10 protein-coding genes are annotated in these 15,706 nt (G+C 43.3%); 2 read left to right on the forward strand and 8 right to left on the reverse strand.

Going from position 1 to position 15,706, the window contains the following annotated elements:
* Window positions 1-99: 99 nt before the first annotated feature.
* Window positions 100-1,230 (forward strand): DNA polymerase III subunit beta, encoded by a 1,131-nt coding sequence (dnaN, locus tag AABK40_RS10255; protein ID WP_332919903.1) that lies wholly within the window; start codon window positions 100-102, stop codon window positions 1,228-1,230.
* 239 nt (window positions 1,231-1,469) lie between these two features.
* Here dnaN and AABK40_RS10260 read toward each other — a convergent pair whose 3' ends face one another.
* Window positions 1,470-1,955, reverse strand: a complete 486-nt coding sequence (locus tag AABK40_RS10260; protein WP_338396983.1) for a hypothetical protein — start codon at window positions 1,953-1,955, stop codon at window positions 1,470-1,472.
* 672 nt (window positions 1,956-2,627) lie between these two features.
* Between AABK40_RS10260 and AABK40_RS10265 the strand changes: the two genes are divergently transcribed.
* A complete protein-coding gene (locus AABK40_RS10265; RefSeq protein ID WP_338396984.1) occupies window positions 2,628-4,406 on the forward strand; it encodes a hypothetical protein in 1,779 nt (592 codons plus the stop codon).
* Window positions 4,407-4,448: 42 nt separating this feature from the next.
* Here the strand turns inward: AABK40_RS10265 and AABK40_RS10270 are convergent, their stop codons facing one another.
* The 7 genes from AABK40_RS10270 to tamL all read right to left on the reverse strand — a co-directional run bounded on the left by AABK40_RS10270 (window position 4,449) and on the right by tamL (window position 15,704).
* Window positions 4,449-5,234 (reverse strand): NYN domain-containing protein, encoded by a 786-nt coding sequence (locus AABK40_RS10270; protein WP_332919906.1) that lies wholly within the window; start codon window positions 5,232-5,234, stop codon window positions 4,449-4,451.
* 6 nt (window positions 5,235-5,240) lie between these two features.
* Window positions 5,241-8,309: an MBOAT family O-acyltransferase gene (locus tag AABK40_RS10275; RefSeq protein ID WP_338396985.1), complete on the reverse strand. Its 3,069-nt coding sequence runs from the start codon at window positions 8,307-8,309 to the stop codon at window positions 5,241-5,243.
* Window position 8,310: 1 nt separating this feature from the next.
* Entirely contained in the window at window positions 8,311-9,891 is a 1,581-nt protein-coding gene (locus AABK40_RS10280) for a hypothetical protein (protein ID WP_338396986.1), read from the reverse strand.
* Window positions 9,892-10,189: 298 nt separating this feature from the next.
* Window positions 10,190-10,657, reverse strand: coding sequence for a DoxX family protein (locus AABK40_RS10285; RefSeq protein ID WP_338396987.1), 468 nt, complete (start codon window positions 10,655-10,657; stop codon window positions 10,190-10,192).
* Between the two features lie 172 nt (window positions 10,658-10,829).
* Entirely contained in the window at window positions 10,830-12,356 is a 1,527-nt protein-coding gene (purH, locus tag AABK40_RS10290) for a bifunctional phosphoribosylaminoimidazolecarboxamide formyltransferase/IMP cyclohydrolase (protein ID WP_338396988.1), read from the reverse strand.
* Window positions 12,357-12,474: 118 nt separating this feature from the next.
* Window positions 12,475-13,044, reverse strand: a complete 570-nt coding sequence (gene purN / locus AABK40_RS10295) for a phosphoribosylglycinamide formyltransferase (RefSeq protein WP_332919911.1) — start codon at window positions 13,042-13,044, stop codon at window positions 12,475-12,477.
* 188 nt (window positions 13,045-13,232) lie between these two features.
* Window positions 13,233-15,704, reverse strand: a complete 2,472-nt coding sequence (tamL, locus tag AABK40_RS10300) for a translocation and assembly module lipoprotein TamL (RefSeq protein WP_338396989.1) — start codon at window positions 15,702-15,704, stop codon at window positions 13,233-13,235.
* Window positions 15,705-15,706: the final 2 nt, after the last annotated feature.

Below are 15,706 nucleotides of genomic sequence, written 5' to 3' on the forward strand. Positions count from 1 at the left end.
ATTAACGGATTAATTTTTTACCTTTGAAGTTCCCCAAATACATTGGGAAAGTATCGCCCATCCGAGGGCATTATCTTGCAATTTTAACCCTGCACATATATGAAATTTATTGTTTCTTCTTCTTCATTGTTGAAGCAATTGTCCAAAATTCATGGCGTCGTTACCACTAATCCCGTGGTGCCAATTTTGGAGAATTTTTTGTTCGAAATTGATGGTGAATCAGGAAAACTGACGGTAACAGCATCTGACTTGCAATCTTCGATGATCACGGAGATTGAAGTGAATGCTCAGGAGAGTGGCAGTATTGCTATTCCTGCAAAAATCTTGTTGGACACCCTGAAAAACCTTCCTGAACAGCCTGTAACTATTTCAGTTGATGAAGAAACATCAGGTATTGAAATCAGTTCTGAAAACGGTCTTTATAAACTTACTGGAGAGAACCCAACGGACTTCCCCCGCACCTCAAGTGTAGAGGGTGGCCAATCTATTGAGCTTTCTGGAGAAGTGATGAGCCGCGCGATCAACAATACGCTTTTCGCTGCTGGAACGGATGACCTTCGCCCTGCGATGACAGGCGTTTACATGAATCTGAATGCCGAAAACATTACTTTCGTAGCCACTGATGGCCACCGATTGGTACGTTACCGCCGTTCAGACATCGAGGGGGCTTCAGAGGCATCCATCATTCTTCCTCGTAAGGCATTGAACTTGTTGAAATCGACTTTACCAACTGATGAAACTCCAGTAACGATCGAGTTCAACGATGCTAACGCATTCTTTTCTTTCAACAATCTGCGTTTGATCTGCCGATTGATTGATGAGCGTTTCCCTGATTATGAAAACGTGATTCCATTGGATAACCACAATGAGATGACCATCAATCGTGCACAATTCCTGAGCACGTTGAAGCGTTTGGCCATTTACGCCAACAAAACCACCAACCAGGTGCGTTTGTCGATCAAAGGAAATGATCTTGCAGTTCATGCGGAAGATTTGGACTTCTCGAACGAAGCCAACGAAACTTTGGCTTGTCAGCATTCAGGTGAGGACATCGATATTGGTTTCAATGCAAAATTCTTGATTGAAATGCTGAACAATGTCAATGCCACGGAAGTAACTTTCCAATTCTCTCAGCCTAACCGCGCAGGATTGATCGTCCCAACGGATCAGGATGAAAACGAAGACTTACTGATGTTAGTAATGCCAGTAATGTTGAACAATTACTATTGATCGGAAATTGAAAAATAAAGAAAAAAGGCTGTTGAATAGATTTCAACAGCCTTTTTTTGTGGGGAGTGGGCTTCATGTTTTTTTGACCATGATTTACATGACTAAAAGGATTACCGTGATTTTTTTTGCTTTACATATCTCGAGTTTCTTTGATCCAAGCGACTCTTTTGAATTAATGATGATAAATTACTTTCCCCCTGACAATATTGTTTGTTGCTTAAAACCAATATTGAGCATAGTTACTTAATCAACCTCGCATAAATATGAGCATACACACAGGAATTATCTACCCCACGATCCACTCTAACATCTAAAAACTGATCAGCAGAAGGCTTCAATTCAGATACAATCCTTAACAGTTCTTCCATTAAATTTTGCTTTGTGTTGTATTTTCCATGATCCTCATATTTGACATTAGACTGCGCACCAAGCGGGTTTACGACCAATTCAGAAGGGGTTATTTTAAACTGTATAGGATCGTCAATCATCTCCTCTCCCATAATTTCTCCCTCTTCAAAAAATTCAGCAGCAAAGACATCAACCACCTCTACTATTGGCATTTCCTCAAGGTCAATATGTGTAGTCATAAACCCTTCGGGTAATTCAAAATTATCCCAATCAATCCCTGAAATCTCGATTTCCTCTTGTACCGCTTGTTTCTCAGCACAAGCACCTACGCTGAACAATATTGAAAACAGACCAATAAATTTAAGTACTTTCATCATGTAGCTTGTTGGTTATCTACTCAAGATAAGCAAGTTGTACTTCTTATTCGCTACTGAAAAAACAAAAACCTTACATATAAAACATCATCCTTTTACCCCAGGGGCTGTCGCAGAACTCTAATCTAAAATCACCTTACAGAATTTTATGCTGTTGGGCACGGGCGAACCCAATGTCATTAAGTTAAGCGCATTATCCTGTAGAAACGTTATTTTTAACGTCTAATTCAATGGTGATTTTATAGGTTTCCTCTTAGATTTATTCAAATTGTTACGTGAGTCGTTAAGAATAACGCCTCTACGAGCATTTCAAATTTAGACCTGTGTCCCTCAAAATCCTTAACTTAATGACATTGCGGGCGAACCCACGTGTTCGCCTGAAGTTAGCGTGCAAAATGACTATTTAGGTTATACTCATGGGGCTGACCCTGCCAGATCCGAATATTATTTGATGATATAAATTACAATTCAAGTTATGCAACAACCCCCGCTGTATTGGAGTTTAGGCTCATCAACCCTACCCCATTACATTTGAATATATCAGACTCGCTGACAAAGAAGCATTGTCAGAATGCCCAAAAAAAAGCATTATGAGCTGCTTACTTAGGATTGATCGGAGTATTTAACTATTTTCACCCACTAAAATTACACCATCACATCAACCTATTTAAGACCATGAGACATCCAGGGATTATTTTACTCCTGTTGCTTTTCACCATTAATTCCGCAGTCGCTCAAGAGGCTCCTACTGAATTATATTATCAATTGATCCAAGGCCAATATCCAGTAACTGCAGATGCTTTGGAAAATTACGAAGAAACCTCTTTTCATGAGGCTTCGATGGGTTTCAATTTTGCTGAAAGGGAAGTGCCTGCAATCCTATATTCCAGTTCTTATGACTATCCCGTCAATCTTAGCATCGAAATCCCTAAAAAGAAAGCACATTTCAAGGACCCTTACCGGAACACCAAGTTTAAGATCAAAACTGATGAAATCGATAGCATTTGGGCGGGAGAACGTAAGATCGTTACCTCAAAAGAAAAAATCATTATAGGGAATAGTCAAACGCCAAAAATGTATTTGTTATTTGAGGATGAGAAAGTCGCTGATATGCAGCTATACAAAACCTTTAACAACGACCTGATCGCTTGGGGTGGCACTCACTTTTACAATGTTCAAGTTAATAAGGTATGGCATAAGGCTGGCCTTCGGAAGGTTTTTGGAAATGTCCCCGTGCTTGAGGAAAGCTTGAAGGAAATGAAAAAAATTGAGATTAATAACCTTGCGCATTGGATCAAAGTTTCGGACTACCATCATGCTTCGAAAAGCAATGGCTATTTATATTTTGATCAAAAGGGTATCCGTACCACAGACCATAAAAATTACCACCTGAAAGCGAAAGTTAAGGAGGTTATACCGAATCTTTGGGAGCTTGAATACTATAACCAGCAGGATGTTTTGGTTAAAACTGCCACCTACAGATTTAATGTCAGTGAGCAGGTCAAAACCCTTTGGGAAAACATCATAACAAGTGATCACCCCTCCAGCCAAAACGCTTTTTCTGATCCACAAATTTCTGACAAAGAGCTAAGAGCACTAAAGCAGAAAACAGAACAAAGCAAATGGCATGAATCTTCAGCCAACCAATACGAAACGCAATTGATTGGTGAGGTCAAATACTTCCGCCCAGATGGCAGTCTCCGAAAGGTGTTTATTCCTGTACCCTCTACAGCAACAAAAAAAACGTTGAAAAATTACCCTTTCGACAAAGACACCTACATTACTTATTTCCCAAACCATCAACAAGCGCATTACACTTACCAAATCAAAAATGGAAAGGTCAGTTTCATCAGTGTCAAGGATTCTCTCGGAAACGAAAAATTAAACGAAGAAGGCGCGGGAATCGAAACCCTGTGGGATCCCTTAGCCAAGAGAAAAATCCGACGAGAGTTTAGTCGGAAACATTTAACCAAAAGCTTCTTCATGGGAGATGACAAAAAATACATTTCTCAAACCTTATGGCCCAAACCGCTAAATCTTGAATTTGACACAAAGAAGGTCGAATTAGACCCTGATTTATATACCCACCTACTAAAATCACCTTCTTTTTTGGCAAAAGTTACCTTCGGAAAAGACCTTAGGGTGAAGGACCTTCAGTTAGTCGGTGCACCAGAAGCCCCATTTTGGGAAAAACAGCTGACTCCTGCATTAATTAAGCAATTCAAGAAAAAGAAAATAAGCATCTATAATAGTAACCCCACTGCTGAAGAGACACGAGTGATTGTGAGGATAAACTTTTATTCAGATGTTTTCACCATACAACGCTCTTATTGGGATTTACTGATGAACCAATCTCAGGATATGATGATGATGCAACTTCAGCAACAACAATTCCATCAAATGATGCATCAACAAACGATGCAGAACATCCAACACAGTATGCCTAAATTTTAATAAAAAAGTCCCCTGAGAAAATGAATCTCAGGGGACTTTTTTTTACTTCCGACGCTTCCTGAGCGCCCTGACATAAACATGCTTAACATTCTTATCGTTACTGGAGGCACGCTCATCGACTTCAAAATAATCTGAGAGAAATTTCATCATATTCATCAGCTTGCGGAAACCATAGTTTCGAGGATCAAAATCTGGTCTTTGCTTATTGAGCATCGATCCAAATTCTCCGAGGTTTGCCCAGCTTGAATCATCGGAAACATCATCAATTGTTTTCCGCAGAAGTGCCAACACTTTCCCATCGATTCGCTTGATCGAGGTCGCTGAATCCTCATTCTTGGACGTAGCCCCCTGATCATTGTCATTCTCATCTTTCGAGGATTCCTTCTGACGCAACACTTCCAGGTACACAAATTTATCACAAGCGATAATGAACGGCTTGGGAGTTTTCTGTTCCCCAACGCCCATCACCCACATGCCGGATTCCCGAAGTCGGGTGGCCAAACGGGTAAAATCACTGTCACTGGAAACAATACAAAAACCATCCACGCTTCCAGAATACAGAATATCCATTGCATCGATAATCATGGCGGAGTCTGTCGCATTTTTTCCCTGAGTGTAACCATATTGTTGCACAGGACTGATGGCATTTTCCAAAAGGACATTTTTCCATCCCCCCAAATTGGGTTTGGTCCAATCTCCATATATTCTTTTAGTGGTTAAGCGTCCAAAACGAGCGATCTCCGCCATCATCTCCGTCACATAGTTAGACGACACATTGTCGGCATCAATCAGGACCGCTAAGTCCCTGTCTTGTTTTTCTTTTTTCATAAAAATCTAAAACTGAAAATAAATAAAGGGATGAACATCTGAAGAAGTCACTTGCCAAACACACCACATCACAAAGGCGAGCGTCAGTGCTCTTCCCCATACGGGAAAAATACTCAGCGTATGCTTAAATCTGTTTTCCCAACGGTTGGGAATCAGGTGTGTCAGGTATCCAAGTATAATTAAGCCAAAAACCTCCTTATATCCCATAATTACGACAGGAATTTGCTTCCAGGTCGTATCTGTAAAAATTCTACTGATCACGGTACTTGCCTGGGCGAAACTTCCTGCACGGAAAAACACCCACGCCAAACATACCCAGTGGAAAGTATATAATTGCCCGAGGGAACGGGTTACGGCATTTGATGGCAGCCTCCAATAGGTCTTTACCAGCCTTTCAATAGCCAGCACCACCCCGTGCATTGTTCCCCACAATACAAAATTCCATGATGCCCCATGCCACAATCCACCGAGAATCATGGTCAGCATCAGGTTAATATAAGTTCTGACTGTTCCATTTTTATTCCCCCCGAGCGGAATATACAGGTAATCCCGAAGCCAGGAGGAAAGAGAAATATGCCAGCGTCGCCAAAATTCCGTCAGGCTGAAAGCATTATAGGGCGTCCGAAAATTCTCTGGCAACTGAAAGCCCATCAGCAATGCTATACCAATGGCCATATCCGAATACCCTGAAAAGTCGCAATAAATTTGAATGGCGTAACCATACACGGCCATCAGGTTTTCAAAACCAGAATACAGGGTCGGCTGGGTAAACACCCGATCCACAAAATTTACACTGATATAATCGGAAATGATGGCCTTTTTGATCAGTCCACCGATAATCAATGTCAGGGCGATGGTCATTTGGCGCTTATTCAGGCTGATCTTCTGTCGGATCTGAGGAATAAAGTCTGCTGCCCGAACGATAGGCCCCGCCACCAACTGCGGAAAGAAGGTTACGAAAAACATAAAGTCTCCGAAAGACTCCGCAGGTTTCATTGATTTACGATAGAGGTCAATTGAGTAACTCATCGTCTGAAAGGTATAAAATGAAATACCTATGGGCAGAAAAATGTTGGCATGAGCAATATGGCCTCCCGCAATAGCGTTCACACTATCGATAAAGAAATTGGTATACTTAAAATAACCCAACAAGCCGAGATTAACAATGACACTGAGTGCGAGGTACAACTTCCGCTGCTTCGGATCGGTGACCTTATAAAGCTTATTCCCGATATAATAATCCACTATGGAAGAGAATATCAGGAGCACAAAAAAGATCCCGCTCGATTTAAAATAGAAGAAAAGGGAAAAAATCGTTACATATATCACCCGAAAAGAGTGAATATGCTCCCACTTCAGATAAATGGCATAGAAGAGGATGAACAGGATCAGAAACAAGCCAGAGTTAAACAGTAAAGGGCGTGTTTTCTGATAGGTAAATACCGATGAAATCGCCGACCAATTGACCTGATCAAAGTTTGGAAGGCTGAAAAGTGCCGCCTCCCCTTTATCTTCAGCCACCTGTTCTTTCCTGATTTTCTGAAGGAACTCAGGAGTCAGGTATTGGCCATCAATCGGCATGGCATCCTTCACATCCAGCCCTTTCGGCGGTAACAGCAACTCCCCACCCGATTGTTCATAGGCACGAATCATTGCCTGATAAAAGCACCTTGCCTGAATACGGTAGCCTCCAGCAGAAAAATGCACATAATCGCGGCTATAACCTGCTTTTTTCCATGCGCGAATGCCGTTCTCGCCACCCATCACAGCCCACCAGTCCCAATAAGCAACACGCTGCTCATTTGAAATTTGGAGCATGGCATCGTGTACCGCTTTCACGCGAGGGTTGTAGCGCTTTTTACTTCCCCGACCGATATAACTGTCCGCAGGAGTGGTTAAAATAATGGACGCTTCAGGGTGATATTTTCGGATCTGCCCAATGAAGTGGCGCATATCATCTTTGTACTCTACCATCGTGTAGGATGGATCGAAACATTCATTGGTGCCCATGGAAAGGACATACAGGTCGGAAGGCAATTGCCCGAGCTGCTCAAAAAACAATGGATAGCGATTGTAATCTCGGAATTGCGCACCATTAGCGCCCAGCATACTGTAAACAATACCCTTAGCCTGAGAATCTTCCAGATAGAAGCCCGTAAATACCGACTCCTGCTGTTGGGTGTTTTTCTTAAACCCCTGCAGCAAACACGCCTGCTGAGGACTGTCCCAAGAAAATACCTGCATTCCAACGCCAAAATGCTGTGCTTTCACCTTCGCCCAGACAACATCATCACTTTTCAGTCTTGACACTGCCGATGGCTGATCGCCATTTTTTACCACTAATTTTTGCCCAGCGCGAATCATGGTTTTTCGCCCCATGCCATTCCATTGCTGAAGGTGCGATACCCGCACACCATATTTTTTAGCAATAGACGACAGGTTATCCCCTGAGCGCACTTTATGATACACTTTAGTCGGTGCCGCAATATATTTTTTCTCCGTAGCCGCCTGCGCTTTGGCTACTCCAACTTTAAAATCATAGGCCCGATCACTGGGTTTGGCAAACACCCACAGGCGATCGAAATGCCGAAGGCTGTCCTGTAATTTTAAGTTGATCTGATAGAAGTCAGAAGTACTTTTAATGCTATGTCCCGAAACTCCGGTTTCCTGCACAGGTTTCCGCAGTGAATTTCTTTTGCCTTTCCAACGGATATTTGAGCTGTACTTTACCGCTGAAGGTCCGTTGGTATGCGATAAGCGATAGGGAAAACTTGCTCCCCAGCCGCCATCACCAAAAGTCCCCTGCATCAGGTTACGCACCTCTCCACTGAAAAAGTCCGCCTGAATATGGCTGTCCCCGATATGAAACACGCGGACTTTATCCCGCTGGTCAGCCTCCAGCCCACTGAGTTTCTTCAGAAACGGACGAATATACTGCGCATTACCTATACTGTCTGCGGCTTCATTCAGTAGGCCTGAGGGCACCTTCACCTCATGATCGGAAGGGTGAGCCACTGTCGAAAAAGACCACCCCAACAGACCCATAAAAATTAAAAAAAGCTGTTTAAAAGTCATCTTATCGAATGTTTTTTGTTTGGATCGTTTTTACCTCTACGCGTTTCTTTGCGCGCGCCCGAATTTCCTCCTGACGTACCTTCCAGCCGTCGAGTAAAAAATCATAAAGCAGGTGCCCTACCTTGTTGGCACCCCTGAAATTAAAGTGGGTGTAATCTTTATTTGCCTTCGGTTTGGGATCATCAACCCATTGGATCATCGACCCCTCGCCACCCATAGCATTGAACAGGTTAAAAAAGGTGGCGTTGGCTTTTTTGGCCGCGCCCATCTGAGCGGTAATTACACCATGAACTGCGGGGTCTGTCTTTAGCTCCCCATCAATTTTACGGGCTTTATCAGCCATAGATACGATCAGGCAAGGCGCTTTGAATTCCTCTTGCATAAATCGGATGGTTTTATACAAATTCACCCCATACCAGCCATAATTAAGGTTGGTGGTATCCACCACATTGGCACCATATTGCATAATGACCAAATCGTAATCGAGGTATTGGTTGAAAGCCGTAAGTACATCTCCTTTCAGGTGCCTCAAATGTGTCCCACTACTGCCTCTCAACGACAAATCATCGACAATCACCCCTTTGTCCGACTCCACACTTACGCCATAAAATGGTAAATCTTTGTCTGCCTTTACGTGAAGATCAACCCGCTTTACGGCCTTTTCAGAAACCGTAAGCTGATTCACGGCCTTTTGTCCATCAAGCTTGAACTGAACGGAATCCCGTTTATCCAAAACGGCCATCATGCTATAATCTCGTCGCTTGGCCTGTGACTGACCGTAATATAACTTAATATTTTTCAGGCTGTCCAGTCGTTTGCGGTGAACGCCTTCAAACCGTACCCACAGATCATCATAGGTTTCCGCAGGGGTGGCATAACTTACATCGCAGCTGATACCAAAGGCGTAAGGGGTTGTTTTCCGATTGAAAATATAATTGTCATGTTGCCAGTTATCAGAAAATTTATGGCGTATCGTGCCACGGAAGCCTGCCACGTTGGAGATCATCGGCACAAAACCAACACCAGAACCGCCAAATTTTTGCTGGAACAACGAACGTACCGTACTGACGATCAAATCGCCTTCAATCATGGAATCCCCAAAAAAGGCAATCCGTACCTGTTTCTTTTTCCCTGTTTTCAGGGCATCCAATGCGGCATAAAATTGCTGCAAATTTGGGCTTTGAAAGGCAGGCGATTTAAATTTGGCTTTTGCTGAAGCAGTGGTTTTACTTTTTGCTTCAGGCACTGCTTTTTTTGCGGGTTGTTGTACCGTTTTCTGAGATTTGCTAACGGTCTTTTTAACAGGAATCACTGGTTTTTTCAGCGCCTGCTTCCCCGCTCGGCGGCTCGAATCTTCCGAAGCGGCAGCGTCAATTTGCGCCAGAATATCTTCTTCACTGATTTTATTTTCCGCGGGCGCTTCCTTCGACGGCTCTTTGAGGATCAGGTCACTGAAAAAATGAAAATTTCTAAACCCCTGAAGTGCTTCGATATGTGGTGTTGCCACCTGATATATTAATCCGAAACAAAGCACTAAAATCAGGGTATGCAATGTCTCTTTAAAGTATTTATTTTCTCTCACAATTATTCACTCGGTCAACAGGATATTTTTCGCTGTATAGCATTACTAACCTTTTTATAATATCCTTGGTTCTGCACATTCCTTCTCCAACAAAAATTACTCCACCAAGCAACAAAGTTAAGGTTAAATTACCAATAAGAATGAAGGCTTGCGGTGAGTTATTGCGGTTTTCAATGGTTAAGGGCACGAAATTACGCAATTTCTAAATACAGAGGCAAAAAAATAGCCTTCAAAACACTGGGTTTAAAAGGCTAAGCAGGTGAAATTTTCATGTTCTGTTCTTTAACCGCAAGAAGGATCAGGCGGTGAGTTCTGTGCGCTTTTTGGTAACTGTCCTGACTTTCCGACTTCGGTTGTAAGTTTTTCTGCCAAAAAAATCCTGAAAACGATGATCGGGAATCATGGCGTATTTTCCATCTCCGAGAATAATGATCGTCACCATACCGATGAAATACACAAAAAGGTTCTCTTCCAGCGTTACCGTGGCTGAAAAGGCGGAGAGCAGGGCCAAAGTAAAGAGTACAGCAGCTGGAAAGATCGCTACGATTCGACTTCGGATACCGAGCATAATTAATAAGGGGCAGATCAGGCAGGCGGTAATGCCCAAAAACAATAGGGCTATGGCAGATACGCCCGTTTGAGCTAAAAATGTTGCGTTGGTTCCAGCGGACATCAACAGGTCCAATTGCTCAATTCCGAAGGGAATCAATAACAAGCTAAAAGAGACCCTCAGAAACAAACGACCAAAATGCGACCACTTTCTCATTAATATAAATATTCAACGTTTAGATAATTAAATATAATAATAATGATATCTATCGAAAAACAAATAATATTTTTTTATGATCATTTATTCTTGAAGTAATAAATTTAATCAAATGACAAAAAAAAGCCACCCGAAAAGGGTGGCTTTAGTATCATTGAGTGGTATTTGAATCTTAGTGTTTGAAATGACGAACACCCGTGAAGACCATTGCCATGTCGTTTTCATCGCAATAAGCAACAGAGTCTTTATCGCGAACAGAACCACCTGGCTGAATAACCGTTTTGATTCCCTCTGCACGGGCAATCTCTACACAGTCGGCAAATGGGAAGAAGGCATCAGAGGCCAGCACCGCTTTCGACAAGTCAAATTTGAACGATTTTGCTTTTTCAATCGCCTGGCGCAATGCATCCACGCGGGAAGTTTGGCCAACACCAGTTGCAAACAATTGCCCTTCAGCAGCCAACACAATCGCATTGGATTTGGTATGTTTACAAATTTTCGATGCGAAGATCAACGCTTTCTTTTCTTCTTCAGAAACCGCTTTTTTGGTCGCCAAAGTTAAATCTTCAATCGCATCTGTTTTCAAATCTCTATCCTGAACAATTACACCATTCAGACAGTTTTTAAACATTTTTGTAGTGGTTAACGGCTGCTTCTGCACCAAAAGAATACGGTTTTTCTTTGATTTCAAAAGTTCCAAAGCCTCCTCAGAGTAAGAAGGGGCAATCAATACCTCGCAGAAAAGTTTGTTGATTTCTTCTGCGGCAGCCAAATCTACACTTCCATTGGTACAAAGCACGCCACCAAAAGCAGAGATTGTATCTGCAGCGAAGGCTTTCAAATAAGCATCTTTAACGGTTTCAGCTGTGGCACAACCACAAGCATTGGTATGTTTCAGAATCGCAAAAGCGGTTTCACCCTTAAATTCTTCTACCAACGATACCGCTGCATCGATATCCACCAAGTTGTTGTAAGAAATCTCCTTGCCATGCAGTTGGTCGAACATTGCATTGAATGCACCGAAAAACTCCCCTTTTTGATGAGGGTTTTCACCATAACGAAGCGTACGGCTTTCGTTTTCGCTTACGCGGAAAGCTGGTAAAGTTTCGTCCTGGTTGAAATAGTTGAAAATGGCACTGTCATAATGAGAAGATACCGCAAATGCCTGAGCTGCAAAACGACGACGGTCAGCCATTGTTGTACCGCCCTCGTGGTCTGTCAATACCTGCTCCAATTCACCATATTGCGCTCTTGAAGCCACAATTGTAACATCCTTGAAATTCTTTGCCGCCGCACGGATCAAAGAAATACCACCGATGTCAATTTTCTCGATAATCGCCTCTGCCGCAGCACCTGAAGCTACTGTTTCTTCAAAAGGATACAAATCCACGATGACTAAGTCGATCTCAGGGATCTCGAATTCCGCAATTTGCGACTGGTCGGTATCGTTATCACGACGGTTCAGGATACCTCCAAAAATTTTCGGGTGAAGTGTTTTCACACGACCACCCAAAATCGACGGGTAACTTGTCAAGTCTTCCACAGGAATCACTTCAGCGCCTTGCTCTTCAATGAACTTTTGCGTGCCTCCGGTAGAGTAGATCGTAACGCCTTGGTCTTTCAACAATTTGATAATTGGTTCTAAATTATCTTTGTAGAAAACAGAGATCAGTGCCGATTTGATTTTTTTTACTGACATGGAGTTGTAGTTTACTTATTAAAGAAATCTGGTAATAGAATGATTTTATTGCCTTATTTATGAGCTACACGAAAGTATAGCAACAAAAAAAGCCCTCAGAGAAAAGGGCCCAATAATTTTATATTTCTTCCACCACCTGCTGAATCACTGCAGGAAAGTGTGCATATTCTAACGCGTGGATTTTTTCAGCCACCTGCTCAGGGCTATCCGTAGATTCAACCGCTACAGTAGCCTGGAAAACCGTCGCGCCTTCATCGTAGCGTTCGTTCACATAATGAATCGTGATGCCGGTTTCCTTTTCCTGCGCTTCCACAACGGCCTGGTGCACGTTCATGCCGTACATCCCTTTACCGCCAAATTTAGGCAATAGCGCAGGGTGAATATTCAGTATTCTGTTCGGGTAAGCCTCCACCAGATAAGGCGGAACGAGCCATAAAAAACCCGCTAACACAATAAAGTCGATTTCATTTTCCTGAAGAACGGCCATCATTTTTGAGGCATCCCTGAAAGTCGGGCGATCGAAAACATAGGAAGGAATCCCCAGGTTTTCTGCGCGCGTCAAGCAGTAAGCTGAAGGATTATTACATAATATCAGGCTTACTGTTATGCTTGGGTGATCTTGGAAATGCTCCGCGATCTTTTGTGCATTACTTCCGCTTCCGGAAGCAAAAATTGCGATCTTTTTCATGGATTGCAGGTTATGAACCGTGTTGAATAAAAAATTCCAAATTTAACAAAACATGCTTTTTTACGGCTTAAACGGCTATTTTGAACCCTTGATCACCGACAACACACTTGCTTTTGACTATTTGAAGCGCAAAAATAACCCTTTTTTCCATACAAATGCAAAATAAAGAACAAAGTATATTGCATTAATTAGAACGGGTAACCAATTCCGATATTGAGCAGCACCTGATTGTTGCCACTGTTCAAAAATTTGAAGTCGCTCCATCGTAAATCCGGCAAAACGAAATAGTGGCCATCAGGGCGGGCAGGGTCAAATGCCCGGACACCGACATCAAAACGGATCAGCATAAAATCAAAGTCAAGGCGAAGGCCGGCCCCTACCGTTACCCCCAACTGTTGCAGGAATGAATTGAACTGAAATTTACCCGCCACATTTCGGTTGTTCTCATCGGGCAGGGTTGTTCCTTCGGAAGGTGTTACCGCACTGCTGCCGCCCTGGTTGAAGCCCAGCGTCCATACGTTACCGGCATCAACAAACAATGCGCTTTCAAAAAAGCCGAACAGCTTCTGACGATACTCAAAGTTGGTTTCCAGTATCATCTCGCCCGGTTGGTCGTAATTGGTTCCGGGAACGGGCACAAAATAACCCGGCCCAAGCCTGCGCGGCACCCACCCACGGTTAGAGCTGCTACCACCGGCAAAGAAATACCGCTCGGAAGGTAATTGCTTGTTGTCTCCGTAGGCCACGGCCATCCCAAACTTCAGCCGATAGGCAAACCTCGCCGTCTTCTGACGGTTGAGGGTAACGTATTTTCTGAAATCAAAGGAGTATTTAAAATAGCGGTAAGACTCCAGATTGTTTTGGTCATACAACGGCTTGAGGACGTTTCCAAAAAGCAGTCCGCCACTTTCCAAAAACACCTGTAAATATGCCCCCCGATCGGGATTGTTGACATCACGGTTAAAATTGAAAATCGCAGAGAAATTGGTGGTTGTTACCACAGAAGGCAGGTAAGAATTGATCAGGTTGTTCCCCTGCTTGGCCAGCTCTTCGAGGTCTTCCCGGAACTTATCACTCAGGGAGGAGTTGATGAATGCCACCTCAAAAGGGGTAAATTTAAACTGATTCCCCTTACGGCCTTTCCATACATAATCGAAAGAGGTGTTAATATTACTCTTGAAATAATCCGGACGATCCACCGTACCATAACCGAGAGTCAGCTTGGTTCTGGGGTTTAAATAACCGAAGCGCAACCTTTGCGACTCTTTCATGGGAAAGAGGAACTGCGGGAAGGTCAACGATAAGTTGGCGCGCCACTGCTGGCTGATATCAATTTTCGACAAGCCTTCATTATTGATCGTCTGCACCCCTTCCATGGAATACCCTCCGTTAAGCTCCAAAACCTCGAGCCCCCCGAAGGTATTTCTGTTTTTCACCCCAAGGTTGAATACTGGCCCTGGAATTCCCTGCGTTACGTTCATACCGGCCTCATAACTGGTTTGGTAGAGGTCAAGGGGATTGGTGAAAATGTGCGCCACCATCTTTCCGCCAAGGGTATCATAATTAACATTGACAAAACGGAACATGTCCATATTGGCAAGTTGCTGCTGTGTTTGCAGGGTTTTATCTTTACTGTAAGGGTCGCCTGGGCGAATAAATACCCTTCGGGAGAGTACCTTATCAGACATTCGATGATCTTCAGAGCTAAAAACTATGCCGGAAACCGATCGCTGAATACGGGCTTTTTCCAGTCCCTGCACCGAAGCATCGGTTGTAAAGGTCACCGAATCGAGGGTATAGACTTTATGTGCCCCGCCATCGTCAGGGTTACTGATTTGTGTTTCCACAGAGTAAAAGCCCGGCTTTGTGAGGGTGTCCACCTGAAAGCTGACATATTCCTTACTGAATTCAAAATAGCCATGATTTTTCAGCAAATCATCAATCCGGGTACGTTCATCGCTCAATTTCGACTGTGCGTAGATGGTGCCTTTCTTCAGCTTGGACTCCGCCCGATGTTCTTTAAGCAATGCTGTGATATTGGCATCGGTGGTAACGAGCTTTACCGTATCCAACCGATGTGGAGTGCCTTCAGACACGTTGTAGGTAACACTGGCCAACCGTTCGCGGTACTTGACATTGTAATTCACCTGAGCAGAAAAATAACCCCGCGCATGGTAAAGTGCCTCAATCGCTTCTGCTGAAGCCTCCACTTTACTGCTGTCGAAAACCGCCAATGGTTCACCATTCCTCATCCAGAAGTTCCCCTCTCGAATCTTCACGTCCTGTTTTTCTACCTTGGCACGCTTTTTATCCAGGGTTTTGTTGTACTTCCTGCTGTTGGGTTTAAGCTTGGCCAGCTTGGTATCATACTTTGAAATGATGCGCTGCTTTTGTGCTTCATAGGCGGCAGAATCATAGCTATGCACTCCCCGTTCGTACATTGTAACGTAATAATTGAACGGCAAAAACAAGGTTTTGCTGTTTGGCTTTGCTTTTGCCCAACGTAAAAGATCGTCTTCTTTAAAAGAATCATTACCTTTGACCTGATGCCTGTTGAGCACATATTGCCCCTCTGCCAAATAACGAGAGGCGCCACAGGCCGAGAAAACGAGCACCATTAAGGTGTAGAGTACAAGGGTTATATAAAACTGCTTTCGCAATT

Source organism: Persicobacter psychrovividus, assembly GCF_036492425.1.
Taxonomy (GTDB): domain Bacteria; phylum Bacteroidota; class Bacteroidia; order Cytophagales; family Cyclobacteriaceae; genus Persicobacter; species Persicobacter psychrovividus.

Excerpts from the sequence above, each read along its gene's own strand:
- AABK40_RS10265 (WP_338396984.1), top strand. The coding sequence starts at position 2,628 with ATGAGACATCCAGGGATTATTTTACTCCTGTTGCTTTTCACCATTAAT.
- purN (WP_332919911.1), bottom strand. The coding sequence starts at position 13,044 with ATGAAAAAGATCGCAATTTTTGCTTCCGGAAGCGGAAGTAATGCACAA.
- AABK40_RS10270 (WP_332919906.1), bottom strand. The coding sequence starts at position 5,234 with ATGAAAAAAGAAAAACAAGACAGGGACTTAGCGGTCCTGATTGATGCC.
- purH (WP_338396988.1), bottom strand. The coding sequence starts at position 12,356 with ATGTCAGTAAAAAAAATCAAATCGGCACTGATCTCTGTTTTCTACAAA.
- AABK40_RS10260 (WP_338396983.1), bottom strand. The coding sequence starts at position 1,955 with ATGATGAAAGTACTTAAATTTATTGGTCTGTTTTCAATATTGTTCAGC.
- dnaN (WP_332919903.1), top strand. The coding sequence starts at position 100 with ATGAAATTTATTGTTTCTTCTTCTTCATTGTTGAAGCAATTGTCCAAA.
- AABK40_RS10275 (WP_338396985.1), bottom strand. The coding sequence starts at position 8,309 with ATGACTTTTAAACAGCTTTTTTTAATTTTTATGGGTCTGTTGGGGTGG.
- AABK40_RS10285 (WP_338396987.1), bottom strand. The coding sequence starts at position 10,657 with ATGAGAAAGTGGTCGCATTTTGGTCGTTTGTTTCTGAGGGTCTCTTTT.